Origin of the sequence: Gardnerella sp. 2492, from assembly GCF_050320365.1 — a bacterium.
In the GTDB taxonomy this organism is placed as follows: Bacteria; Actinomycetota; Actinomycetes; order Actinomycetales; family Bifidobacteriaceae; genus Bifidobacterium.
In genome coordinates, this window is the sequence record NZ_CP186952.1 from 879,241 (window position 1) to 903,276 (window position 24,036).

The 24,036-nt window shown below is 44.3% G+C and carries 18 protein-coding genes; 6 read left to right on the top strand and 12 right to left on the bottom strand.

Translation table 11 applies throughout. The features are described from left to right. Positions 1-108 precede the first annotated feature (108 nt). The 3 genes from gatB to gatC are packed head-to-tail and all read right to left on the bottom strand — an operon-like array spanning position 109 to position 3,482. Positions 109-1,608 (bottom strand): Asp-tRNA(Asn)/Glu-tRNA(Gln) amidotransferase subunit GatB, encoded by a 1,500-nt coding sequence (gene gatB, locus ACPFYS_RS03475; protein ID WP_427875932.1) that lies wholly within the window; start codon positions 1,606-1,608, stop codon positions 109-111. Positions 1,609-1,640: 32 nt separating this feature from the next. Continuing rightward, the gene (gatA, locus tag ACPFYS_RS03480) at positions 1,641-3,182 is read right to left on the bottom strand and encodes an Asp-tRNA(Asn)/Glu-tRNA(Gln) amidotransferase subunit GatA (protein ID WP_427875933.1); all 1,542 of its coding nucleotides are present in this window, start codon (positions 3,180-3,182) and stop codon (positions 1,641-1,643) included. Positions 3,183-3,185: 3 nt separating this feature from the next. Further along, positions 3,186-3,482 carry an Asp-tRNA(Asn)/Glu-tRNA(Gln) amidotransferase subunit GatC gene (gene gatC / locus ACPFYS_RS03485; protein ID WP_391496148.1) on the bottom strand — a complete coding sequence of 99 codons (297 nt, stop codon included), beginning with the start codon at positions 3,480-3,482 and terminating at the stop codon, positions 3,186-3,188. Between the two features lie 106 nt (positions 3,483-3,588). On the opposite strand from gatC, the gene ACPFYS_RS03490 reads away from it, so the two are divergent. Further along, the gene (locus tag ACPFYS_RS03490; protein ID WP_427875934.1) at positions 3,589-4,689 is read left to right on the top strand and encodes an ABC transporter ATP-binding protein; all 1,101 of its coding nucleotides are present in this window, start codon (positions 3,589-3,591) and stop codon (positions 4,687-4,689) included. Further along, the gene (locus ACPFYS_RS03495) at positions 4,686-5,816 is read left to right on the top strand and encodes a hypothetical protein (protein WP_427875935.1); all 1,131 of its coding nucleotides are present in this window, start codon (positions 4,686-4,688) and stop codon (positions 5,814-5,816) included. Before ACPFYS_RS03490 ends, ACPFYS_RS03495 begins: the two co-directional genes overlap by 4 nt. Before the next feature lie 122 nt (positions 5,817-5,938). On the opposite strand, the gene ACPFYS_RS03500 is transcribed toward ACPFYS_RS03495, so the two are convergent. From ACPFYS_RS03500 to clpB, 6 genes are all read right to left on the bottom strand, one after another. Then, positions 5,939-6,928 (bottom strand): ABC transporter permease subunit, encoded by a 990-nt coding sequence (locus tag ACPFYS_RS03500; protein ID WP_427875936.1) that lies wholly within the window; start codon positions 6,926-6,928, stop codon positions 5,939-5,941. After that, positions 6,925-7,917: an ATP-binding cassette domain-containing protein gene (locus ACPFYS_RS03505; protein ID WP_427875937.1), complete on the bottom strand. Its 993-nt coding sequence runs from the start codon at positions 7,915-7,917 to the stop codon at positions 6,925-6,927. Before ACPFYS_RS03505 ends, ACPFYS_RS03500 begins: the two co-directional genes overlap by 4 nt. A gap of 95 nt (positions 7,918-8,012) precedes the next feature. Next, the gene (locus tag ACPFYS_RS03510) at positions 8,013-8,819 is read right to left on the bottom strand and encodes a TrmH family RNA methyltransferase (RefSeq protein WP_427875938.1); all 807 of its coding nucleotides are present in this window, start codon (positions 8,817-8,819) and stop codon (positions 8,013-8,015) included. A 51-nt stretch (positions 8,820-8,870) separates the two neighbouring features. Next, a complete protein-coding gene (locus tag ACPFYS_RS03515; RefSeq protein WP_427875939.1) occupies positions 8,871-9,719 on the bottom strand; it encodes a hypothetical protein in 849 nt (282 codons plus the stop codon). Between the two features lie 58 nt (positions 9,720-9,777). Continuing rightward, positions 9,778-11,118, bottom strand: a complete 1,341-nt coding sequence (gene rmuC, locus ACPFYS_RS03520; RefSeq protein ID WP_427875940.1) for a DNA recombination protein RmuC — start codon at positions 11,116-11,118, stop codon at positions 9,778-9,780. 159 nt (positions 11,119-11,277) lie between these two features. Further along, positions 11,278-13,872, bottom strand: coding sequence for an ATP-dependent chaperone ClpB (clpB, locus tag ACPFYS_RS03525; RefSeq protein ID WP_427875941.1), 2,595 nt, complete (start codon positions 13,870-13,872; stop codon positions 11,278-11,280). A 326-nt stretch (positions 13,873-14,198) separates the two neighbouring features. Here clpB and ACPFYS_RS03530 point away from each other — a divergent pair, with 326 nt between their 5' ends. After that, a complete protein-coding gene (locus ACPFYS_RS03530) occupies positions 14,199-15,014 on the top strand; it encodes a fumarylacetoacetate hydrolase family protein (RefSeq protein WP_427875942.1) in 816 nt (271 codons plus the stop codon). A gap of 25 nt (positions 15,015-15,039) precedes the next feature. On the opposite strand, the gene ACPFYS_RS03535 is transcribed toward ACPFYS_RS03530, so the two are convergent. From ACPFYS_RS03535 to ACPFYS_RS03545, 3 genes are all read right to left on the bottom strand, one after another. Next, positions 15,040-15,828: a YggS family pyridoxal phosphate-dependent enzyme gene (locus ACPFYS_RS03535; RefSeq protein ID WP_427875943.1), complete on the bottom strand. Its 789-nt coding sequence runs from the start codon at positions 15,826-15,828 to the stop codon at positions 15,040-15,042. A gap of 35 nt (positions 15,829-15,863) precedes the next feature. Next, positions 15,864-16,913, bottom strand: coding sequence for a glutamyl-Q tRNA(Asp) synthetase (locus tag ACPFYS_RS03540; RefSeq protein ID WP_427877634.1), 1,050 nt, complete (start codon positions 16,911-16,913; stop codon positions 15,864-15,866). Between the two features lie 160 nt (positions 16,914-17,073). Next, entirely contained in the window at positions 17,074-17,805 is a 732-nt protein-coding gene (locus ACPFYS_RS03545; RefSeq protein WP_427875944.1) for an MIP/aquaporin family protein, read from the bottom strand. Positions 17,806-18,471: 666 nt separating this feature from the next. On the opposite strand from ACPFYS_RS03545, the gene ACPFYS_RS03550 reads away from it, so the two are divergent. From ACPFYS_RS03550 to ACPFYS_RS03560, 3 genes are all read left to right on the top strand, one after another. Then, the gene (locus ACPFYS_RS03550; protein ID WP_427875945.1) at positions 18,472-20,709 is read left to right on the top strand and encodes an RNA degradosome polyphosphate kinase; all 2,238 of its coding nucleotides are present in this window, start codon (positions 18,472-18,474) and stop codon (positions 20,707-20,709) included. A gap of 289 nt (positions 20,710-20,998) precedes the next feature. Continuing rightward, the gene (locus ACPFYS_RS03555) at positions 20,999-22,441 is read left to right on the top strand and encodes a cell division protein (RefSeq protein WP_427875946.1); all 1,443 of its coding nucleotides are present in this window, start codon (positions 20,999-21,001) and stop codon (positions 22,439-22,441) included. A 96-nt stretch (positions 22,442-22,537) separates the two neighbouring features. Further along, the gene (locus ACPFYS_RS03560; RefSeq protein ID WP_427875947.1) at positions 22,538-23,872 is read left to right on the top strand and encodes a C1 family peptidase; all 1,335 of its coding nucleotides are present in this window, start codon (positions 22,538-22,540) and stop codon (positions 23,870-23,872) included. The last annotated feature ends 164 nt before the right edge of the window (positions 23,873-24,036 follow it).

Consider the following 24,036-nt stretch of genomic DNA (forward strand, 5'->3'; position numbering starts at 1 on the left):
CTTTCAATGCTACTACTATTAAAAATTTAGAAAAATATAAAAATCTGCGCGCACACGCACATGAATATTCCATTCATAAGCATGAACGCGCAGAATTTATTTTAAATTTCAGGCCTTGATTTTTGCCATCACAATCTTAGTAACAGCCTTAGCATCAGCCTGACCTTTAGTCGCACGCATAACAGCACCAATAATTGCGCCCATCGGCTTCATATTTCCAGCCTTAAGCTTTTCTGCAACTTCAGGATCAGCAGCAAGAGCAGCGTCAACAGCAGCTTCCAAAGCGCCGTCGTCGTTCATAACCTTAAAGCCGTGCTTCTTAACAACTTCATCAGGCTTACCCTCGCCAGCCAAAACGCATGCAACAGTTTGCTTAGCAAGCTTATCGTTAAGATTGCCATCTGCAATTAGCTTTTCAACTTCAGCCACATCTTGCGGAGTAATAGGCAATTCTTCCAAAGTCACGCCACGAGTATTTGCTTCGCGAGCAAGCTCACCAAGCCACCACTTCTTAGCGCCTGCCGCACTTGCACCAGACTTAACGGTTTCTTCAACCAAATCAAGAGCATCCGCGTTCAAAATATCGCGCATTTCAAGATCGCTAATACCCCATTCGCTTTGCAAACGGTTACGACGCTCGCGAGGCATTTCCGGCATTTCGGCCTTCATACGCTCAATATGCTCTTTAGTGATATGAAGCATAACCAAATCAGGATCTGGGAAGTAGCGATAATCGTCAGCATCCGACTTCACACGACCACCAGCAGTAGTCTGAGTTGCCTCATCCCAGTGACGAGTTTCCTGCAAAATCTCGCCACCTTCGCTCAAAATAGCAGCCTGACGACGAATCTCATATTGCAGCGTCTTTTCAATACCGCGGAATGTATTCACATTCTTAGTTTCTGAACGCGTACCAAATGGATCGGTTGGCTTTCTGCGGAGCGAAACGTTTACGTCAGCTCGCATATTGCCCTGCTCCATGCGAGCGTGGGAAATGTTGAGAGCGCGAACAATATCGCGAATAGCACGCATATAAGCGCCAGCAATTTCTGGAGCGCGGCTTCCTGCGCCTTCGATTGGCTTAGTTACAATCTCGATTAAAGGCACACCTGCACGATTGTAATCAACCAAAGAATGATTTGCGCCTTCAATACGACCGTCAGCGCCGCCAACGTGAGTATTCTTACCAGCGTCATCCTCAATGTGAGCACGCTCAATCGGAACGCGGAACACAGTGCCATCTTCCAGCTCAACATCTAAGTAGCCGTTGCCATTAGTAGGCTTATCGTACTGGGAAATCTGGTAATCGCGAGGCATATCTGGGTAGAAGTAGTTTTTACGAGCGAACTGGCTCCACTCAGCAATTTCGCAATGCAATGCCAAACCGAGCTTAATAGCATAATCAACCGCAGTCTTGTTTACAACTGGCAAAGAGCCTGGCAAACCAAGGCTTACAGGAGTTAGCTGAGTGTTTGGTTCGCCGCCAAAAGATACTTCTGCTGGGCAGAACAGCTTCGTACGAGTGCTAAGCTCAACGTGAGTTTCCAAGCCGAAAACTGGGTCAAATTGCTCCACAGCATCGGCGTATTTCATAAGTTTTTCAGCCATGAGAATCCTTCTTACTTAAGCTTTATTTCACTTTACTTAGCCAATGAATCGAGCCAGCCAGCTTTAAGCGACTTCCAAATTGGGCCGCCCCACTGCTCTTCAAGCGCTGCTTCCAACGCTGCTGCAGGCTTGTACATCTTTTCATCATGGCATTGCGGAGCAATAATCTGAATACCAACAGGCAAACCATCATCACTTAAGCCAGCTGGGAGGCTCAAAGCTGGAACGCCAGCCATGTTCGCTGGAATCGTAGCAATATCGTTCATGTACATGGAAAGCGGATCGTTCATCTTCTCACCAAACTTAAATGCCGTTGTAGGGCTTGTTGGAGAAATAAGAACATCTACCTTATTAAAGGCTTCTTCGAAATCGCGAATAATAAGAGTACGAACTTTTTGTGCAGAACCATACCACGCATCGTAATAGCCAGCGGAAAGTGCATAAGTACCGAGAATAATACGACGCTTTACCTCGTCACCGAAACCAGCTTCACGAGTTGCAGCCATCATATTTGCAGCAGTCTGAGGCTTGTCTGCTGGCGGCATCACGCGCAAACCGTAGCGCATACCATCGTAGCGAGCCAAATTAGAGCTAACTTCTGAAGGCATAATAATGTAGTAAGCAGCCAAAGAATAAGGGAAATGAGGGCAGGAAACTTCTGTTACTTCTGCACCCATATCCTTAAGCAATTGCACAGCTTCATTAAAGCGCGCTTCAACGCCTGGCTGGAATCCGTCGCCACTAAGCTCCTTAACTAAACCAACCTTCAAGCCCTTCAAATCACGGCGAGCGCCCTCACGAGCAGCCTGAGCCATTGGAGGAACAGGAGCTGGAATCGAAGTAGAATCGCGCCTATCGTTTCCGCCGATAATCTCCTGCAAAAGCGCAGAATCAAGAACGGTACGAGAAACAGGTCCAATCTGATCCAAGGAGCTTGCCATAGCGATTGCACCAAAACGGCTAACACCACCATAAGTTGGCTTCGCACCAACTGTACCAGTTAAAGCACCTGGCTGGCGAATGGAACCACCAGTATCTGTGCCCAAAGCAATAGGAGCCTCGAACGCAGCAACCGCTGCAGCTGAGCCGCCGCCGGAACCGCCTGGAACACGCTCAGTATCCCAAGGATTGCAAGTAGTTTGATAAGCAGAATGTTCTGTAGAAGAACCTTGAGCGAACTCATCCAAATTGGTTTTACCTAAAATTGGCATGCCAGCTGCTTTGAGCTTTTCAATAACAGTAGCATCGTAAGGTGGAACCCAGCCTTCGAGAATCTTAGATGCTGCAGTAGTAGGAATGCCCTTAGTAACAATCATGTCCTTAATTGCAATTGGCACACCAGCCAACTCAGGCAATCCTTCAGTATCACCCTTAGCATTCTTAGCATCAAAAGCATCTGCCTGCTCAAGAGCAATATCTGCAGAAACATGCAAGAATGCCTTGATTTCTGGTTCTGCAGACTCAATAACTGACAAGTGAGCTTCAACAAGTTCGCGGCTAGAAACTTCTTTAGATTTCACAGCCTTTGCCATCTCGGCAGCAGAAAGCTTTACTAAATCTTGAGTATTAGTCATGTTTTACTCCTCCCCCAAAATTCGAGGCGCTACAAACATGCCAGACTCACTTTTAGGAGCACCAGAAAGAGCTTCTTCTTGAGTCAAAGGTGTAGCAGGCTCATCTGGACGCAAATAAGCCTCCAAAGGCACTGGATTTGCAGTAGGTGGCACATCTTCGCCAGCAACTTCCTGCACTTTATTAATAGATTCTGCAATGACGTTTAATTCGCCTTGCAAGCGACTGATTTCTTCGTCGCTTAAGGCAATCTGGGATAGAACACCCAAATGCTCAATTTCTTCACGTGTGAATGTAGGCATAATCCCAACTATATGTGTGATGCGTGACCTTTCCACTAAGTAAAAATACTCGTAGAAGCATTAATAAACATAAATTTTGTTCTGTGCCACGAAGTAAAATTCAACTATGTTAGAGATACGAAATATATCTAAGTACTACGATAATAAGCGAGTACTAAAAAATGTTTCTTTTGTAGCAGAAGATGGTAAAGTTACTGGTTTTGTCGGACCTAACGGTTCCGGAAAATCTACTGCACTATATTGCGCAGTCGGACTTATGAAATCTAATAACGGCAGCGGATTCTTTGACGGCATGCCGTATGAAAGTCTTCCATCTCCAATTGAAACAGTAGGAATTGTATTAAATACCAAAACTGAAGATGAAAGCATAAGTGCATTAAATCACTTAAATGCTTTCGCAGCAGTTTATAAAATTCCAAAAAGTCGTGTACAAGAAGTTATAGACATGGCCGGCCTTAATTCTGCTAAAAATGTTAAGATTGGCGCAATGTCACTAGGCATGCGTAAGCGACTTGCTATCTCTACTGCTATTCTTGCAGACCCTCACAATCTTATTCTTGACGAACCATTTTATGGATTAGATCAAGAAGGTATTAGATGGGTGAGAGAACTTTGCCGATACTATGCAAGTAGAGGCGGAGCAGTTTTGCTAAGTTCAAATTCGATTAGAGAAGTTGCTCTCACTGCAGATAATCTTGTTATTATTGCTCACGGAGATATTTTGCAGAGGACAAGCGTTGAAGCTTTTACTGCAGCTTATTCTCAGTATTCAGCAGTTCGCGTAATTACACCTGATCCAGAAAAACTTTTGAATATTATGCAATCAAAGTACAGCAATTGTACTGTTACACCTGTTCCTTACAAAACCGAAGACGTACAAGACGGAGCAGCTTTTGTAATAACTAATGTAAATATTTCAGAATTAGCGCAATATTTCGCGGATCAGCAACTAGTTACATACCAGTTAAATAGAGAGTGCTCTTCACTTGAAGATGCGTATATGGCAATAACCAGCGGACACACTCAGTATGTATCTAAGCCACCGTACATCTTCAATAAAACTCGAGATCAAGCAGCACTTCAAGAACAGTATTTGAATCAACAAGCAAATCAAATGCAATATGCACAACCTGAGCGAATGCAATATGTGCAGCAATCACAAAACACTCCGCAGTTGCAACATAATATTCAGGGAGGGGCAAGATGAACGCATCAACTATTAATGGTGAAAATACAATGACGGGTGATCCTAGACACAAAACTACTGCTGCAGTAGCTCCAAGAAAACTCACACGATACAATTTAACTTTCATAAACGTATTAAAATCTGAAACAATTAAATTGGCATGCGCAAAGTTTACATGGTGGTGCACAGCACTGATTATTGTTATTCCAATTTTCACCTCATCAATTATTTCTACTTTTGTTCACGGTATTGTTCCTAAGGGAATGAATCCAATATTTCTTTTAGCACAAGGCTTACAAGGATCAAAAGCTGTTATACCTTGCACCCCAAGTAGCATGTTCATGAATTACACGGCAGAAGCTGGATGTAACCCTCAGGAACCGCTCAATACTGTAAGAAATATAACCACGTCAATATTTATTACTGCTATTTTGTCTGCCGCTATAGTATTTATTGTTTTTGCTGCAAAAGCTGCTACACGAGATCGTAAGAATGGATCCTTAAAAGGCTCTATTATTGCTGTGCCTCGTCGCAATTTGCTTATAGTAGCAAGATTAGTTGTAGTAATAATTTATGCATTCATTATGCAAATAATCTCTATGATTATATTAAATATTGCATCATCAACAATGTTCTCCGACTGCTTCTTACTATGGCAAGGACAACAAGTTCACTTCTTCAATGTGTCTATTAATATGATGATACTTTCGGCAATTTGCATGGTTTTCTTTGCAATTATGGGATACGGCGTTGGAATGATATGCAAGTCTGCAGCTGCCGGAACTCTATGGCTATTGATAGTTCAGTACGTTATCTGGATAACTATGATCGTATCATTTATTTGCAGTTCCATCTCTGAACTTACACATATTGCAATTATGTATGGAGGAAGTAATATCTTTGCCTCTTCCGCTTCTGTTACTAATTTCATTACTTCAGATCCTGCAATATCTCCTCTTTTAAACATTCTGCAATTCTTACCTTCAAACGCTGCAAATAATTTCTTGTCTGACGCAGAATTGCACACTAGTACCACGAATGCGTTTATACCAAACTTCATGATTTCGTTCATGTACATGCTTGTTTTGGCAGCTATTTTATACGGCATTGGACACGCTATAGAAAGAAGCAGGAACGTTATGAAATAGCTTGCGCTGTTCACTCAATTTGTGTTGTGCGAACACGTTTAATTAAACCCCATCCGTTCTTCGAATCATTATGAAACGAAATTGGATGGGGTTTACTTATTTTTTATTTAACTAGTTTTAGATCAAATATCGCGATGCTTTTCAAGCATGTATCCGATTGCATACATAACCACAGCCCAGGCTAGAACCACTAAACCGGACTGCCACCATTCAAAAGCAACATTTGCGCTTGATGAGAATCTTCCGTTAGAACTAGAAGAATCACCCAAGAACTGACTTACAGCTGTGCCAGGCAAAAGCTGAGTAAGAACTAAAGTCCACTTCGCAAAACCACTTGAAAGCACAATAATGCTAAGAACAGTAGGCAAAATCATTACGGCTCCAATAACGCACATAATTCCGCCAGCAGTTGACTTGCAGATCATGCCGAAACCGTACGCCATTGCTGCCACAACAACCATAATTACAGGAGATCCAAGGAACAGCGTAAGAGGTAATTGCCATGTTCTACTTCCAGACAAGCCTGAAATATTCTCACCCATAAATGCTAATTCTGCAGCAACTAGCGAAACTGCCATCGCAATAAGCTGCACCACAAAAACGTAGATTGCAACTGCAACAAACTTAGCAGTAAAGAACATACCCCTGCGTGGTACAGACGTAAGCGAAGCTTGAATTGAAGTTGTGGAATGCTCAGCTGTTATAGAAAGCACTGCAAAAATCGCAATAACAATCAAAGATATAGAAGCAAAACTAATAACTAAGCTGAAAATACCTTCTTGAGATGTAATAAGGCTGCTTTTATCGCTCGGCCCCATGGTGACTGCACCGCTTGATTTGCTACCAGCTGCACCCTCTTTAGTAAAGTCAACTTTAGATATTGCTTTTTGCACAATCGCGATTATAAAGCTGAAAACTGCAGGCAAAATAATGGCTAATGCCACGCACCACCAAGTGGATGCAAGCCCACGCAACTTAACCATCTCGGATTTAAGCGAGTGCATAAATGTAAGACGCAAGTGCTGAGAGTTCATACTTCTGCCGGTTTTGTAAGAGTTGCTTGTTTCTTGATCAACAGATTGATTAACAGATTGATTAATTTGCTCACTCATTTTGCGCTTCCTCCATCTGCATATTGCGTTCCAGTCGCAGCAGCAGCATTTGGCAATGCTTTTGTTGCGTACTGCTCTTGACCGTGCGTAAGAGCCAAATATGCTTCCTCAAGCGAGGCGTGCTCTTGATTTAGCTGGTAAACCATAATTTGATTATCTGCAATTTCCCGAGCAAGCTGATTAAGCTCACAACCTGTTATCTTAAAAAGCTCACCTTCCTGGACATCTTGTGGAGTTCTGCTATCTGGCAAAATCTTGCATTCCGGACGATTTTGAGTAAGCACAGACTTTAGTTTTTCGCCTTCAGGTGTCACTAAACGTATAGCATGTTGAGAATGCGCATTAACAAAATCTTGTACCGTCGTGCGCTCCAAAATTTCTCCATGCGCAATAATCACAAGATTATCTGCAGTAAGAGCAACTTCGCTCATTAAATGAGAACTAAGCAGTATTGCACGACCTTGACTTGCGTAATACTTGCATAATTCACGAACCCACTTAACGCCTTCTGGATCCAAACCGTTAACCGGTTCGTCAAGTATGAGATTATGCGGGTCTGCTAAAAGAGCTGCAGCGATTGAAAGACGCTGACCCATGCCAAGCGAGAACGAACCAGCCTTGCGTTTTTTTACACTAGTCAAACCAGTAATATCAATGACTTCATCAACACGTTTCTTTGATATTCCATGAGTTAAAGCCAGTGAATACAGGTGATTGTAAGCGGAACGACCCCTGTGAGCAGACTTTGCATCAAGAACTGCGCCAACTTCTGTCATTGGAGATACGATTTTTGCGTAAGGTCTTCCGTCAATAAGAGAAGTGCCACTATTTGCATGAATAAGATTTAATGCACAACGCATGGTGGTAGATTTACCAGCGCCGTTAGGACCCAAAAAGCCCGTGACTTTACCGTCTTCAGCGACAAAAGAAACGTCTTTAAGCACTGTTTTTGCGCCAAAACGCTTTGTAATATGTTGAAATTCTAACATAAATTAACAGTATCACAAATAAAAAAAAATAAACATCAAATATAAACGTTTATGAGTACAAGCTAATGCATTTTGATTAAGATTTTGATTAAGATTCAGCAGTTTGGTGCTGCATGTTGCGCAATCCACGCATGCATGGAAACAGCCGCAGCGGCTCCTGCATTTAGTGAGCGAACAGATCCGAATTGCGAAATATAAACAACATCGTCCGCCATTTCTAGTGCTTTTTTAGAAAGACCCGGACCTTCCGCACCAAAAAGCATAAGGCAACGTTTAGGGAACTTGTAGTTTTCCATAGCAACTGCGCCTGGAATAATATCTAGAGCTATAATGCGAGCGTTTTTAGCGTCTTGTTCCTTGATATTTGCAATTTTTTCGACTTCTTTATTGCCTTCTTCTTGCGCTTTAAGTAAAAGTTGATGCGCTTCTTCTGTTTCTCGTGCTATATTTTCGCGCCAATTAGTTACCAGAGTTTCAATAGTTGGGCAGCACTCAACGTATTGGTATAGCTCAGTCATTAACGAGCCTTTGCGATTCCATTTATGAGGCCCTACAATATACACTTTTTTCGCAGTAAACGCGTTTGCAGTGCGAACCATAGAGCCTATGTTGAAATCGTGAGTCCAATTTTCTACTGCTACTTCAAACTCATGACGACCTTTAGAATCGAGATCCGCTTTTATTGCTTCCACTTTCCAGTATCTGTAACGGTCTAGAACGTTACGCTGATCGCCTTCGTCTAGTAATTCAGTGCTAAACCGCGCATCGTAATTTGGCGATTCTGGATTATCTGGACGAGGCTCACCTGGGTGTTCTTCTTCCCACGGGCCAACTCCTATAGGTCGGAATTCTGGCTCATCGGAAGCTTTTGCAGCCAAAGTAATTGGATTCGGTTCGTGCATGTGTGAGTTTTACTCCACTTAAAGTATTAATTTGCGATTAATCTGGGCAAACTAATCTTGGCAGCCGTCAGTTGCGCAATCACCTGTGCAACCTGACTTGCAATGACCGCCACAGCAATCATCCTCACAGCATGGCTCAGTGCAACCGTCATGCTTGCAATCACCAGTGCACTCTACCTTGCAGTGACCGCCACAGCAGTTGTCTTCACAGCAAGGCTCAGTGCAACCATCATGTTTGCAATCACCAGTGCATTTAACCTCACAATGACCACCACAGCAATGATCGTTGCAGCAATCTTCGTGTTCTGCATCTGCACGTAATTCTTCTTCACCGAAAGCTTGAACAAATGCCATTTTAGTATGCTCCTCACTTATTGGATTTACTAATTGAAGATGCCTCATGCCTTGTTCGTCGGCGTCAACACCACCAATTAATGCAACTATAGCAAGAATTTGCGCTCCTTGCTGCTTAACAATGCCAAAATCAAGACTTAATTCATTGCCGTGTCGTAAAGTCACAAGCGAAGAAGTTTGAATATACGACTTTTCAGAAAGCCAAGAGTCAAGCAACAATACTCGCTTGCCTTTAACTGACGGACCTTTTGTTGCAGGAAAAACAAAATCCATAACAAATCCATCGAGCGCAATTCCTTTACGTTCTGCAGCATGAATAAGCGCAAAAACCATCGGCACTGCAGCAGCAGTTAACGCACCAACAGCGTCAACATCGCGCTCTAACGAATACCCAGCTCGCTCAATTGCATCAAAAAGAACGTCACCAACCAGCTTAGAACCGCGCTGATTAAAAGTAACAGAAAACAGTTCGCTAAATGGTTTCGCACTCATATCCGCACAAAGCATGCGTTCAAGCTCAGCACGTTCTTCTTGCAATTCTGCCATTGTTACGCTCCTTAGCGTTTAAAGTTCTTCAATTTTTGATGCTTTAATGTTTTTATGCTTAACGATCTTCCACTGATACTTCCGGAGCACTCAGCTCTTTAACATCAGCTTTATCAGAATCTATAAGATCTATTGAAGCAATAACTTTACTTTGATCTAACTTCTGAAGTTTACGCGCCGTTACCAACACTCGCGACTCAAGCGAAGAAGCAAACTTATTGTAAGCTGCAACCGTTCTTGCCAAAGATACGCCAAGTTTTGAAGCATTTTCTCCAAGAACTGCAAAGCGATCGTACAATTCTCTAGATAAATCGAAAAGTTCTTTTGCATCATCTGTAAGACTTTGCTGCTGCCATGCGTACGCAACAGACTTAAGCACAGCCCACAAAGTAACTGGAGAAGTGAGAGCTACTTTTTGCGCAAAAGCATCATCCATAAGCGTTGGATCCGCTTCAAGAGCTGCCTGAAGCAACGCTTCGTTTGGAATAAATGCAACTACAAAATCTGGTGCTGTTTCAAAAGCCTGCCAATACGCTTTAGCTCCCAATACTCTAACGTGCTCTCGCAAAGCCTTAGCATGCGCTTTTAGAAGTTCACTCCTTCTAGCTAATTCTTCGTCACTTGCATTATCTGGTATTTCGCAAGCGCGCTGATAATCCGCATACGGAACTTTTGCATCAACTGGAATTGTTTTGCCTCCTGGCAGATGCACAACCATATCCGGTCTCTGCTGTTCGCCATTTACTCCCGTTACAACAACTTGCGTATCAAAATCAACATGCTCAAGCAAGCCTGCAGATTCCACAATATTCTTTAGCTGAGCCTCTCCCCAAGCTCCGCGAACCTTATTATTTCGCAATGCTGCAGAAAGCGAACTTGTTTCGCGGTCAAGCCTTGTTTGCTGCTCACTTAGGCCTTTAAGCTGAGTGCTTAGCACGCCCATTTCTTGCTTGCGGCCTTCTTCAATTTGCGAAACTTTATTCTTCAATGCTTCGAGATTGTCTTTTACTGGAGCAAGCGCTTCCAAGACTTTACCTTGCTCTTTCAAAGTTTTTTCACGATTTAATCGTTCGCGTTCTTCTCGCTCTGTGCGCAATTGCTCTTCACGATTCACTCGCAATTGTTCTGCTTGCTGCGCTTTTAACAGCTCCGTCTCAACAAATTTCAATCGCTCAGCGAGCTGCTCTGCTTGTGTGCGATATCGTATAGCCTGATTGCCATTTTCTTGCGCTTGAGCGCGCGCTTGCTCATACTGCGAGCGCAATTCGTTAAATTCGCGCTGGTTTACGCCATTAGCGCCTTGCGTTCCAGAGTTGTGCTTAACAATAGCCAGCACAACAATGGCGGTTATTACAACAGCAACCACCATTAAAACAAACATCACAATATTATCGAACATACGTTCTATTAAACACTATTGAGTTGACTTTTAAAACATAATTAAACACGTGCATTATCTAATACAAAAATAGCGTGCCATCTATTGGAAAATAATCCAATAAACAGCACGCTTTGTTTTATTTGACTACATTATTTGACTACATTGAAGAATGCAGCACTACGCAATCTTGAGAGTCACATGGTCGCTAGTATTCTCACAATCCGCAACTACGCGAGCACCATCATGCACCTTTCCAGAAAGCAGCAATCGCGCAAGCTGATCGCCAATTTCCGTTTGAACCAATCTACGCAACGGACGAGCGCCGTAAACTGGATCATAGCCATGCTCCGCAAGCCAAGCTCGAGCAGAATCGCTCACATCCAAGCTAATACGGCGATCACTCAAGCGTGCAGCCACTTGACGAACTTGAATATCCACAATTCCGCCAAGCTCTTCGTGGCTCAACGGATGGAACATAACAAGCTCATCCAAACGGTTGATGAACTCTGGCTTAAACTCAGCGTGAACAGCGTTCATAACAGCCTTGCGTTTAGCAGCATCGTCCAAGCCTTCTTGCACAAGGAATTGCGAGCCCAAGTTTGATGTCATAATCAAAATCGTATTCGTAAAATCAACCGTTCTACCTTGTCCGTCAGTCAAACGACCATCATCCAAAACCTGCAACAAAACGTCGAATACTTCTGGATGCGCCTTCTCAACTTCGTCAAAAAGCACTACAGAATACGGACGTCTACGCACGGCTTCAGTAAGCTGACCACCTTCCTCATAGCCAATGTAACCAGGAGCAGCACCGATAAGACGAGAAACAGAAGCCTTTTCCATGTACTCGCTCATATCAATGCGAACCATTGCACGCTCGTCGTCAAACAAGAAGTCGGCAAGAGCCTTCGCAAGCTCCGTCTTACCAACGCCAGTAGGACCCAAGAATAGGAACGAACCAGTCGGACGATTAGGGTCTGCAATTCCAGCACGGCTTCTGCGCACAGCATCCGCTATAGCCTGAATTGCTTCGCTTTGACCAACAACGCGCTTAGAAAGCTCCTTTTCCATGTTGAGCAGCTTCTCGTTTTCGCCTTGCATCAAGCGACCAACAGGAATACCAGTCCATTCACTAACGACTCCAGCAATAGAATCAGCATCAACCTGGTCTGGAACCATCGGCTCTTTTGCTTCACTCTTAGCATTAGCAGCTTGAGATTCTGCTTCTTCCAAAGCTTTTTGAATGCTTGGTATTTCGCCATACAAAATACGGCTTGCTTGTTCCAAGTTGCCTTCGCGCGTGAATTTGTCGGCTTCTACGCGCTTAGCGTCGAGTTGCGCGCGCAAATCACCGACTTTGTTGTGACCGGCCTTTTCTGCATCCCAACGCGCCTTCAAACCAGCAAGCTTTTCGCGCGAGTTTGCCAATTCTTCCTGCAACTTTTCTAAGCGTTCTTTAGCAGCAGCATCTTCCGCTTTCTTTAATTGCATTTCTTCCATTTCAAGACGCGTAACTTTGCGCTGCAATTCGTCAATCTCTTCTGGCTGAGAATCGAGCTCCATACGCAAGTGAGCAGCAGCTTCGTCAACCAAATCAATCGCCTTATCTGGAAGCTGCCTTCCGGTAATATAACGGTTCGAAAGCGTTGCTGCAGCTACGATTGCATCGTCACTAATAGTCACCTTATGGTGCGCTTCGTAACGTTGCTTAAGTCCACGCAAAATCGTCACTGTGTCTTCAACAGAAGGCTCACCAACGAACACTTGCTGGAATCTGCGCTCAAGCGCCGAATCCTTTTCAATATGCTCGCGATACTCGTTAAGCGTAGTTGCGCCAACCAAACGCAGCTCACCGCGCGCAAGCATTGGCTTAAGCATATTGCCAGCATCCATTGAACCTTCTGCAGAGCCTGCGCCAACAACAGTGTGAATCTCATCAATAAACGTAATAATTTGACCGTCTGATTGCTGAATTTCCTTCAACACTGCCTTTAAGCGTTCCTCAAACTCACCGCGATACTTCGAACCTGCAACCATCGAAGCCAAGTCGAGACTGATAAGACGCTTGTTCTGCAAAGTCGTAGGCACATCTCCGGCAACAATTCGCTGAGCCAAGCCTTCCACAACTGCCGTTTTACCAACGCCCGGCTCGCCAATTAGCACAGGATTATTCTTCGTGCGGCGAGAAAGAATCTGAATCACACGACGAATTTCCTGGTCTCGTCCAATCACTGGGTCAAGCTTTCCTTCACGAGCGCGCGCAGTCATATCAACAGAATACTTTTCAAGCGCTTTGTAGTTGCCTTCCGCGTCTGGGCTTGTAACTTTCGCCCCTCCGCGTACAGTTGGCACAGCCTTGCGCAACGCGTCTGCGGAAACGTTGTGCTTTTTGAAAATATCCGCAACAGCATTTGGCGCACTTGCAACCATGCCAACAAGCATATGTTCAGTGGAAACGTATTCGTCTCCCATTGCACGCATTTCTTTTTCTGCCTGGCTTAGCGCAGCCAAAAGCTGACGGCTTGCGTCTGGCTTAGTTGTAGTTGAGCCAGTAGATGAAGGCAATGCCACTAATGCATTACGAATTTCAGCACCAATTTGTTGCGCATCTGCACCAGCCTGCGCAATAAGCGCGCGAACGACGCCCTGCTCTTGGCGAAGTAAAGCATCCGCCAAATGCAAAGTGTCAACTTGCGCATTGCCAGCAGCCGCTGCACTTTGCACAGCATCACTTAATGCGTCTTGTGCTAAGGTTGTAAACTTTTGTTCCATATCTACCTCATTTCCACGAAAGCTCTAAAACACATTTCAGTTAAGTCAAATCACTGCAACTTTCACTGCAATTTTCACTGCAATTTCAAGCTTTTTGACAATACTTTCGAGTTCTAACGAGCTTTCACTTTCATGTATCTGATACGTATAACAGATTTTCTATAACTTTATTCCTAAAACTTGAGTGTACTAGACTCAAGTTTTGTTTTCAAGAATTTTTAATCGCAAATAATTTACGCAAATAATTTAATTAAGCAGCCAGCAAAGTTCGGTTAAGTAGTAAACAAGGTTTAATTAAGTAGCAAATATGTCGTAATCTTAAAAACATGAGAATTGCACGTTTTTCGTATAATGAAGTTCCGCAATACGCTTTCGTTCAAAAAGACGAAACCGACGGTAAAGATTATTTAGTAGCGCTTGAAGGGCATCCTTTAAGCCCGCAAGGAGTCAAGCCAACTGGTAAGCGTTACGCGTTGGACGCCGATGGTGTTCGCTTGCTTGTGCCTGTAATTCCTTCAAAAGTTTACGGATTGGCAAAAAATTACGATACGCGTTCTGACGACGAGCGCGCTACTTCTCCTGCGGCATCTTCGCATACTGCTGCAGATATGGTGATTTTTACAAAGCCGAGCACTTCTGTAATTGGCCCAGACGATCCGATTGTAATTCCTGCTTTCTCAAACGACATGAATTTTGAGCCAGAAGTGGCAGTCATCATTGGTAAAATCGCCAAAAATGTAACTGCAGATACCGCAATGAATTACGTATTTGGTTTTACGTGCGTAAACGACGTAACTTTACGAGATTGTGCAGGAAGCGACCCAATGTGGACGCGCGCAAAGGGTTTCGACACTTCTTGCCCACTTGGACCCTGGATTACAACCGAGCTAAATTGGCGCGATGCACATATTTCGTTTACTCTTAATGGCGAAAATGTACAGGAAGCTGACGGTACTACAGCTCGACTTATTCACAATATTCCTGAACAAATTGCTGCAATTTCAAGCTTCTCGACACTTCTTCCAGGAGATGTGATTTTGACAGGAACCCCATACCCAGCTGGAACTTTACGCGCCGGCGACGAGGCTATCGTACACGTAGATGGCATCGGTTCGTTGCACAATGTGATTGTGCATGCGTAACTAAAATCATCGATTTAACTTAAGACTACACAAATGCGCGTGGGCCAAAGATTGCCGAACCGATTCGAACCATCGTCGAACCTTCGGCAATCGCCCACGACAAATCGCCAGACATTCCCATCGAAAGCTCTAATTTTGCAGAGTATTGCACGAGTTGTTTACTTACAGAATCTCTAATTTCTCGCAATGCTGCAAAACCGCTTCTTACTATCTTTTCATCATCTACGCGCGCTCCAAGCGTCATAAATCCGCGCAAATTAAGCGCTGGCAGACTAGATATAGCGAGTGCTTCGTCAATCGCGCGTTCTGGTTCACACCCCGATTTTGTAGCTTCTCCCGAAACGTTCACTTCCAGCATAATGTCTACGCAAAGTCCCAAATTTTGCGCACGAGTAGATATTTTTTGCGCAAGCTCAATACTATCGACTGACTGAATTCCATTCGCAAGTGGCAAGACTTTGTTTATTTTATTGCTCTGCAGCTGGCCGATTAAGTAGAGCGGAATTTCGCCGTTTATTCCTATACTTAAATTCTCGCGAGCTGCTTGCGCGCGTAAAATTTCAGCTTTCGCAACAATTTCTTGCGGGCGATTTTCCCCAATTACTCGCACTCCAGCACGAAGCGCTGCCATAATTTCGCCAACATCTCGCGTTTTTGTTGCAGCTAGTAACGTAACAGATCCAGATTTGCGTCCGTAATGCGATTCGGCTTGAGCAATAGCGTCTTGTACGCTGTGTACACCGTCGGCAATTTGACGCGCGCGAATACAATCGACCTCAGTATTCGCTAAATCTTTTTGCGTCATATATGCCATTTATTGCCCCAATCTATCAAACCTAACTACATAGTTTAGTCGAGGAAGGGCACGGATTTGTCGGCTAGGTTTACGCGAACAGAATCCCACGGCGTGTCAAGGCTTTTAAATAACGCGAGTGCATCGGCAGCACTCATATCTACCGGCTTATTTTGCCCAGGCTTTCTGTATCCCAAAAGATACATACAGTAGCCAATCATGCGCTCGGCGCTCCAGCCAGATTCTCGAAGTGCACCAACGTCTAGTGAATGCTTACTTTTTGCAAGTCGCTCGCCTTGAGCGTTGTCAATCAGCGGCAAGTGCGCAAATTGCGGACGCACGTAATGCGTACCGTGAGCCGCAAAAAATCCAGATTTTTCAAGCAATTCACCAATCCAAATTTGAAGCGCAGCAGAGCGCAACAAATCACGGCCGCGCACAATATCATTTACTCCCGAAAGCACGTCGTCAACAACAACCGCAAGTTGATAAGAAAAAACGCCATCCGCGCGGCGAATCACCATGTCCCCCAAATCGCGATCAATATTAAAAGATTGCACACCAAAAATCGCGTCTTCAAAACTCACATTTGCTTGCGGCGAATCAGCCGACGGTACCGCAAGTCGCAAAGAATGTTGCTGATTATTTTGCAAACGCTTTTCGATTTGTGCCAAACCTTCCGCGTTTTTACGAAGATTTCTGCACGTACCTGGGTAGCGTATAAAACCATCGCCTTCTTGCGGAGCTGCGATTGCGCGAATATCGGAACGCGAGCAAAAACAAGGGTAGATTAACGAATTTCCGTCACTATCTTTCAAAAATTCTAGTGATTCAAGAGCTTCTTTGTAGATTGCCGTGCGCTCATGCTGATAAGTCGGCTCTCCTACCCAATCAAGGCCGGCCCACTTCAAATCTTCAATAACTCGCGCGCTGGCATCTTTCGGCATTCGCGCAATATCAAGATCTTCCAAGCGCAAAAGCATTTGGCCGCCTTGCGATTTTGCGGAAAGCCAAGCCGCAAGCATAGCAACCATGTTTCCAATATGCATGCGTCCGGATGGAGTCGGCGCAAAACGACCAATTGCAATAGTTGACTTAGAAAACATGATTTCGTCTTTCCTAATATCTTTCCTGATATCTTTCCTAATACCCTTCTTAATAAGCATAAACTTGCAAAATAAAAAGCGCGCAACGCATTCATACTAGCATTACGCGCTTCTTACAATCGCAATCAATCGTAATCAAAAGCAATCAAAAGCAAATGTTTTATACAAACAAGACCTTATACATAAGAACACCCAGGATTGCTCCAGCTGTAGGAGCAACAACTGGAATCCACGCTTCACCCCAACGAGAAGATCCCTTGTGTGGGATTGGCAAAATTGCGTGAAGCAAACGCGGCATAAGATCTCGAGCAGGATTCAAAGCAGGACCAGTTGGGCCGCCCATAGAAGTCACCAATCCCCAAACAACGAAGCCAACAACGATTGCGGCACCGGCCAAATTACCCTTACTCCATGGAGACTCAATGCAGCAAAGCGCAGTCAGAACAAGCACGAGTGTGCCGAAGAATTCGTTAAGGAAGTAGTTAAGCTTGTTGTTATATGCATCAGTAGTGCAGAAAGTGCCAAGAATAGCTCCCGGCTCCTCAGTTTCGTTGTAATGCGGCAAATAAGTTACGTACACAATAAGCTGACCAACCAACGCGCCCAAAAGCTGAGCTGCAATATAAGGCGCAACGTTTTGCCACTCAAACATTCCATTTGCAGCTTGCGCAATCGTCATAGCAGGATTGATATGCGCACCTGAAATCCCGCCGAACATTAGTACCGGGAACATTACGCCAAAACCATAACCCATTGCAATGTTGAGCCATCCGGCATGGTGTCCTTTAGTATTTTTTAATTCAACGTTTGCTACAGCACCGTTTCCAAAAATCATGAGAATAGCAGTGCCAATAAATTCTGCAGCCAACTTCGTCATAAACGAATATTGCATGGTCCTTCGATCCTTCTTACCTGTTTCAAACTCCGCACACGTAATCACTCGCCAAAATTTAACGACTCGTCGCTTAACAATCGTTCAACAACTCGCAATTGCGCTTAGCACAGCATGGAACACAATATATTCTCATTTTCAAAGAAGCTAAGAAAATGAATTCCAACGATTATTCTTTGATAGTTTCCACTATGAGAGCGACAGTCTGCACTAGCAGTAAAATCACCCCCCATATCAAAAGAGGCTCGTCACTTTGGCGAGCCTCTTGTCTACAAAAACAACTTCAGCGGTTTCATCTGCACAACATCCTCGTTGCAACGGTTAAAGTCTTAAGTATTCCGTCCAACGTCCACGGATTTCATATCCATACACTTCTGTGGGTTACCGCTAACTCTTTTTTGTTTTTGTACTTTTATTATCTCTGCTTTTTGCTTAATAGTAAAGCTCAAAATAGCCTTTGTTCACATATTGTCAATACTGTTCAATCGCACGCAAAAAATCACGTAACTTGCACTGTTTTGTGAACATGCAGCCACCGTATTGTGCACTTACGTTCATATGCAATAATCATCGGCGTGTCGCAGACTGATTTTGCGATCAGAAAAACACTACGCAAAGGCGACACTCATTCGCATACATCCCTTCTAACGCATACAATTACGGATTATGGTACAGATTTTTGACGCTCCCTCAAAGGCGATTCTGCGTGGTCAAATTGCAGAGCATATCGCCGAAGACGAAAAGGCAGAAAAACGTGAAGCTCGTGAGGGTGAGCTACCGTTGCCAAAAGATCGTTTCTTCGACCGTGAATTAAGCTGGTTGAAGTTCAATCGACGCGTGCTTGAGCTGGCTCAGAATACTGATTTACCACTTCTCGAACGCGCTAATTTTGCAGCTATTTTTGCGTCAAATCTCGACGAATTCTTTATGGTTCGAGTTGCAGGTTTAAAGCGCCGAATTGATTCCGGCATAGCAGTAACTGCAGCAAGCGGATTAAGTCCACGTCAACAGTTGCGAGCTATCAGCGAAGTTACGCATCGTCGCCAAGACGAACACGCACATTACGTAATCGACCATATTCTTCCTGAGCTTGCAAAACAGCGTATTGTTTTGCTCAGCTGGGATAAGCTTACAGAATCAGAAAAAGAACGTTTGTCTGATTACTATAAAAAGCAAGTATTTCCAGTTCTTACTCCTCTTGCAGTAGATCCTGCACACCCGTTCCCGTATATTTCCGGAAAGTCCATTAACTTGGCGGTTATCGTCGAAAATCCAAATTCCGGAAAGTCTCATTTTGCTCGCGTAAAAATTCCAGATAATTTGAATCGTCTTGTACCAGTTGACGATTTAACTGATGAGGAAGGTCGCGAAGAGCGTTACGGATTCATTACTATGGAAAAGTTGATTGCAGCACACTTGGAATCGCTTTTCCCAGGCATGATTATTAAAGAAGCGCGCTCATTCCGCGTTACACGTAACGAAGATATTGACGTTGAGGAAGACGATGCAGAGAATCTTCTGAACGCTATGGAAAAGGAACTTCTTCGTCGTCGTTTTGGACCGCCAATTCGTTTGGAAATTTCCGACGAAGCTAGCCCATTCTTATCGCAGCTTCTTGCTAATCAGTTGCGCGTAAGTCCTGAGGAAGTCTACCGTTTGCCTTCTCCACTTGATATGACGGTGCTATTCGAATTACAGGCACTCGATCGCCCAGATTTGAAGTATCGTCCGTTTATTCCTACTACTAACCGTCAAATTGCAGAAGTTGAGACTAGCCACGCGCAGGATATTTTCGCTTCGATTCGTGAGCATGATATTTTGCTTCATCATCCTTACGATTCGTTCTCTACTTCTGTACAAGCTTTCCTCGCTCAAGCCGCTGCAGATCCAAAAGTGCTTGCAATTAAGCAAACTTTGTATCGCACGTCTAGCAATTCGCCAATTATTGACGCTCTTGTTGACGCAGCTCACGCTGGCAAGCAGGTACTTGCGTTGGTTGAGATTAAGGCACGATTTGACGAGGACGCAAATATTGCTTGGGCTCGTAAACTCGAGCGCGCAGGCGTTCACGTTGTGTACGGCATTGTTGGTTTAAAGACTCACTGCAAGCTTTCTCTTGTGGTTCGTCAGGAAGCAGAAGGATTACGCCGCTACTGCCACGTTGGCACGGGTAATTACAATCCTAAGACTGCTCGTCTTTACACGGATTTGGGTTTGCTTACTTGCGATCCTGTAGTCGGTCAAGATTTGACTCGCCTGTTTAATCAGCTTTCTGGTTACGCTCCAAAGTCTAGTTTCCATCGTCTGCTTGTAGCTCCTCGCACAGTTCGAACTGGCATTATTGCTCGCATTCGTCGTGAGGAAGCTGCAGCTCTTGCTGGTAAGGAAGCGTGGATTAAGATTAAGGTTAATTCTGTCGTCGACGAGCAGACTATTGACGCATTGTATCGCGCATCTCAAGCTGGCGTGAAAATCGATATTGTTGAGCGTGGAATTTGCTCGCTTAAGCCTGGTATTGAAGGATTGAGTGAGAATATTCGCGTTCGTTCTATTCTTGGCCGATTCCTTGAGCACAGCCGCATTTATGCGTTTGCTAATTCTTGCGGCCCGCAGATTGGTGACGGTCCTGCAAGCGGTCCAGAAGTGTGGATTGGCTCGGCTGATTTGATGCACCGTAATCTTGATCGCCGCGTTGAAACTTTGGTTCGCATAAGTTCGCCAGATCAGATTGAAGCGTTGATTCAGTACATTGATTTGCAAATGGCTGATTCTACTGTCTCGTGGTGGATGGATGGCGATGGCACATACACGCTGCATTCTCGCGATAAGGAAGGCCGTCCTCTAGTTGACAGTCAAGCTTACTTAATTCGCACGCACACGCGTAAGCCTCGCGGTGCAAATTAAACGCAAGTAATTAAGTGACTAAGTAGTAATTAATAAATTAAAAACAAAAGCCAGAGTCAATAATATGATTCTGGCTTTTTGCATTCGATTTGCACATCATTTTTAATACCTTCATTATCTTCAACAAAAAGGTAACAACAATAAATTGACTTATCTCTACTTTTTTGTGTAAGCTTCGCGAAAACTTACAACCGCTGAGAGTGTTTAACGCGTGCAAGTGATAGCGTTGTTGCTGATAATAAGTGCACGGCGGCGGCTACATGCTGTGCGGGGGTCTGAAAGGAAAATTATGGTAACGGAGTTATTCCCAACCGCGCTGCGTGGGTACGACAAAGACAAGGTAAATGAAGCCTTTGCAAATTACGAGCGTACAATATCACGTTTGCGCGAACAAGTGCGTTCCAGCGACGAATCAATTCTACAATTACAAGCACAATTACAAGAAGAAAAGAACAATGTAAAACGTGCAAAAAGTGGCAACACATTCGCATCCCTCGGCGCGAACGCACAACAGCTTCTGGCATCTGCTGAACAAACCAGCGCGCAGTTGCTAGAACGAGCAAAACAAGATGCAGCATCAATCAAAAAGAGCGCACAAGCACAAGCAGGAACGCTGCTAAACAACGCAAAACTTGATGCAGAGCATCTACTACAAGAAGCACAAACAAAAGCAGATACAATGCTTTCAAGTGCCACAAAACAATCGCAACAAATGATGCAAGCAGCGCAAGAAGATTCAAAACGCTTGCGCGACACAACTGCAAAAGATATTGCAGCACAAAAAGATGCTGCAACACTGGCTCTAAATAATGCTCACGAAGAACATACAAAGCGCATGGCATCTGAGAAAGCAGAACAAGAGCGAGGAATCGCAGAGCTTAAATCAGAAGCAGCACAAAAAATTGCAGAACAGCGTTCAGCAGCAAACGAAGAAATCGCGCGCGCAAAAGCAGAAACTAATGATCAGATCGAATCAGCATTAGGAGAAGCAAATAAGAAGCTCGCCGACATGCGAGAGCACGCATCTAAGATGATGGCAGATGCACAGCGCAAAGCTGGAGAAATAACAGACGCTGCAGCAGCAAAAGCGCAGGAAATAGCCGACGAAGCGCAAGTTGAACGCACTCGAACATTAAGCCAAGTTAGTGCAGAAGTTGAGCAGATTCGAGCAGACATAGCTGCACAGCAGGAAGAAGCAACCAAGAAAGTAAACGCACTTCTATCTGGTCTTAAAGAGCGCGAAGCAGCTGCACAAGAAGAAGCTGACGCATTAGTAGCTCGAGCAAAAACTATTCATCAAGATGCTGATGATTATGCTGAACAAACACACAAGAATGCCGACGAACAAGCTGCAAAGATTGTGCGAAAAGCAATGCAAGATGCTACTGCACAGGTAGAAGAGCGTCGAGCTGCAGCTCAACAAGAATTAGACGGAATGACAGCACGATTAAGCCAATTACAGCATCGCGAAGCAACTATTACGCAACGAGTAACCGAATTAAGATCTTTGTTCGCAAACGCATTCTCTGGATTTGACTTCGGTGACGCAGCACAGCAGGAAGCTGGATCTAGTTCCGTCTCTGATGGTAGTGATGAAGATTCAGATGCTTATAATGCTGAAAGAGGCGCTAACGCATCAGAAATGAGCGAAAACGATGCTAAAAAAGCTCAGCGCGAAGTGCAGAAAGCACTAGCAGAAGAAGCATCCGGCAAAGGAAATAATAAAAGATAACTTTTGCAACTAAAATATCTTAACTAAATTCGAATAGTTAAATAGGTTTATTAAGATAGTTGAAGTTATAAGGCTAAAATTAGGAAAGGTAGTATAGTGGCTGAAATTTCTGCTTTAACTCCAGAAGCATTACAAAGCTTACGTGAAGATTTTGAAGCTAATCCATTAAATCGTCTAGCAATGAACGGCGTAACTGCTGCTGGCATTGATAAAGTTGCTCGCAACTATGATCGTGCTCGACTTTTACAGCGTCGTTTTTCAACGATTGTAGATAATGGCGATGCCACACATCAGGATCATTCTGGACGTTGCTGGCTGTTTAGCTCATTGAACGTTGCTCGCTTTGTTGCTAAAAAATCGCTTGGTTTGAAGGAATTTGAGTTTTCACAAAACTACGCAATGTACTATGACAAGATTGAACGCGTGAACTACTTTTTGAAGGATGTTGCTGCTCTCGTACGTGCAGGAGAACCTTCGGATTCTCGTCTTGTGCAGCATCTCCTGAAAGACGTTATGGGCGATGGCGGCCAGTGGACTATGGCAATGAACGTTTACAAAAAGTATGGTGCTGTGCCAAAAGATTTGTTCCCAGAAACCGCCTCATCTAAGGATACTGGAGACATGAATACTCAGCTTCGCGCTCTTTTACATACTGCTGTAGCGCATATGTACACTAACGCCGCTGAAATTGACGAAATTATTGCTGATACCACTGCTGCAGGCCACAGGATTTTGACTATTCACTTGGGCGAACCTCCAAAGAGTTTCGACTGGGAGTGGACTGATAAGGACGGAAAGTTCCATCGCGATGGCGAAATTACTCCAGTTGAGTTTTGGAAAAAGTACGTTACAGCTGGTTTAGAAGATTATGTTTGCTTAGTGGATGATCCTCGAGCAGAGCACCCAAAGGGCAAGAAGATTGCTATTGAGCACTTGGGTAATGTTGCTGGAGGTGACGCTACCGAATATCTGAACGTACCAAATCAGTTTATGAAGGATTGCGTGCGTAAGGTTCTTGTTGAGCAGGGTATTCCTGTATGGTTTGGAGCTGATTGCCATCCTATGATGGATCGCGAAAATGGCGCTTGGGCTACTGATTTGTTTGAGTATGGTCGCGTTTACGGCGTTGATTTTAACTTAAATAAGGAAGAGCGTGTACGTTTTGCTGATTCCGCTATGAACCATGCAATGGCTTTTGCTGGTGTAGATGTTGCTGAAGATGGTACTACTACTCGCCGTTGGCGCGTAGAGAACTCTTGGGGCTCCGATATTGCCGATAAGGGTTACTTCACAATGAGCGACGATTGGTTTACTGAGTATGTGTATGAGGTTGCGGTACCTAAGGCGCTTTTGCCAGAGGAATATAAGAAAGCACTGGAAGAACCAGCAATTGTTTTGCCGGCGTGGGACCCAATGGGCGCACTCGCTTAGGCTAATTTCACAGGGAAATTAGCCTACTCGAGTGCGCCGCGCTCACTATTGTGAAAAGCACGGTGTGCTTTTCGCGTGAGCGCGGCGGTGTTCTCGTCTTTATCTTAAGACGAGAACACCGGCCACATTAAGTTGGGTGGATTCTCTGCGCGAGTTCGGTCGTT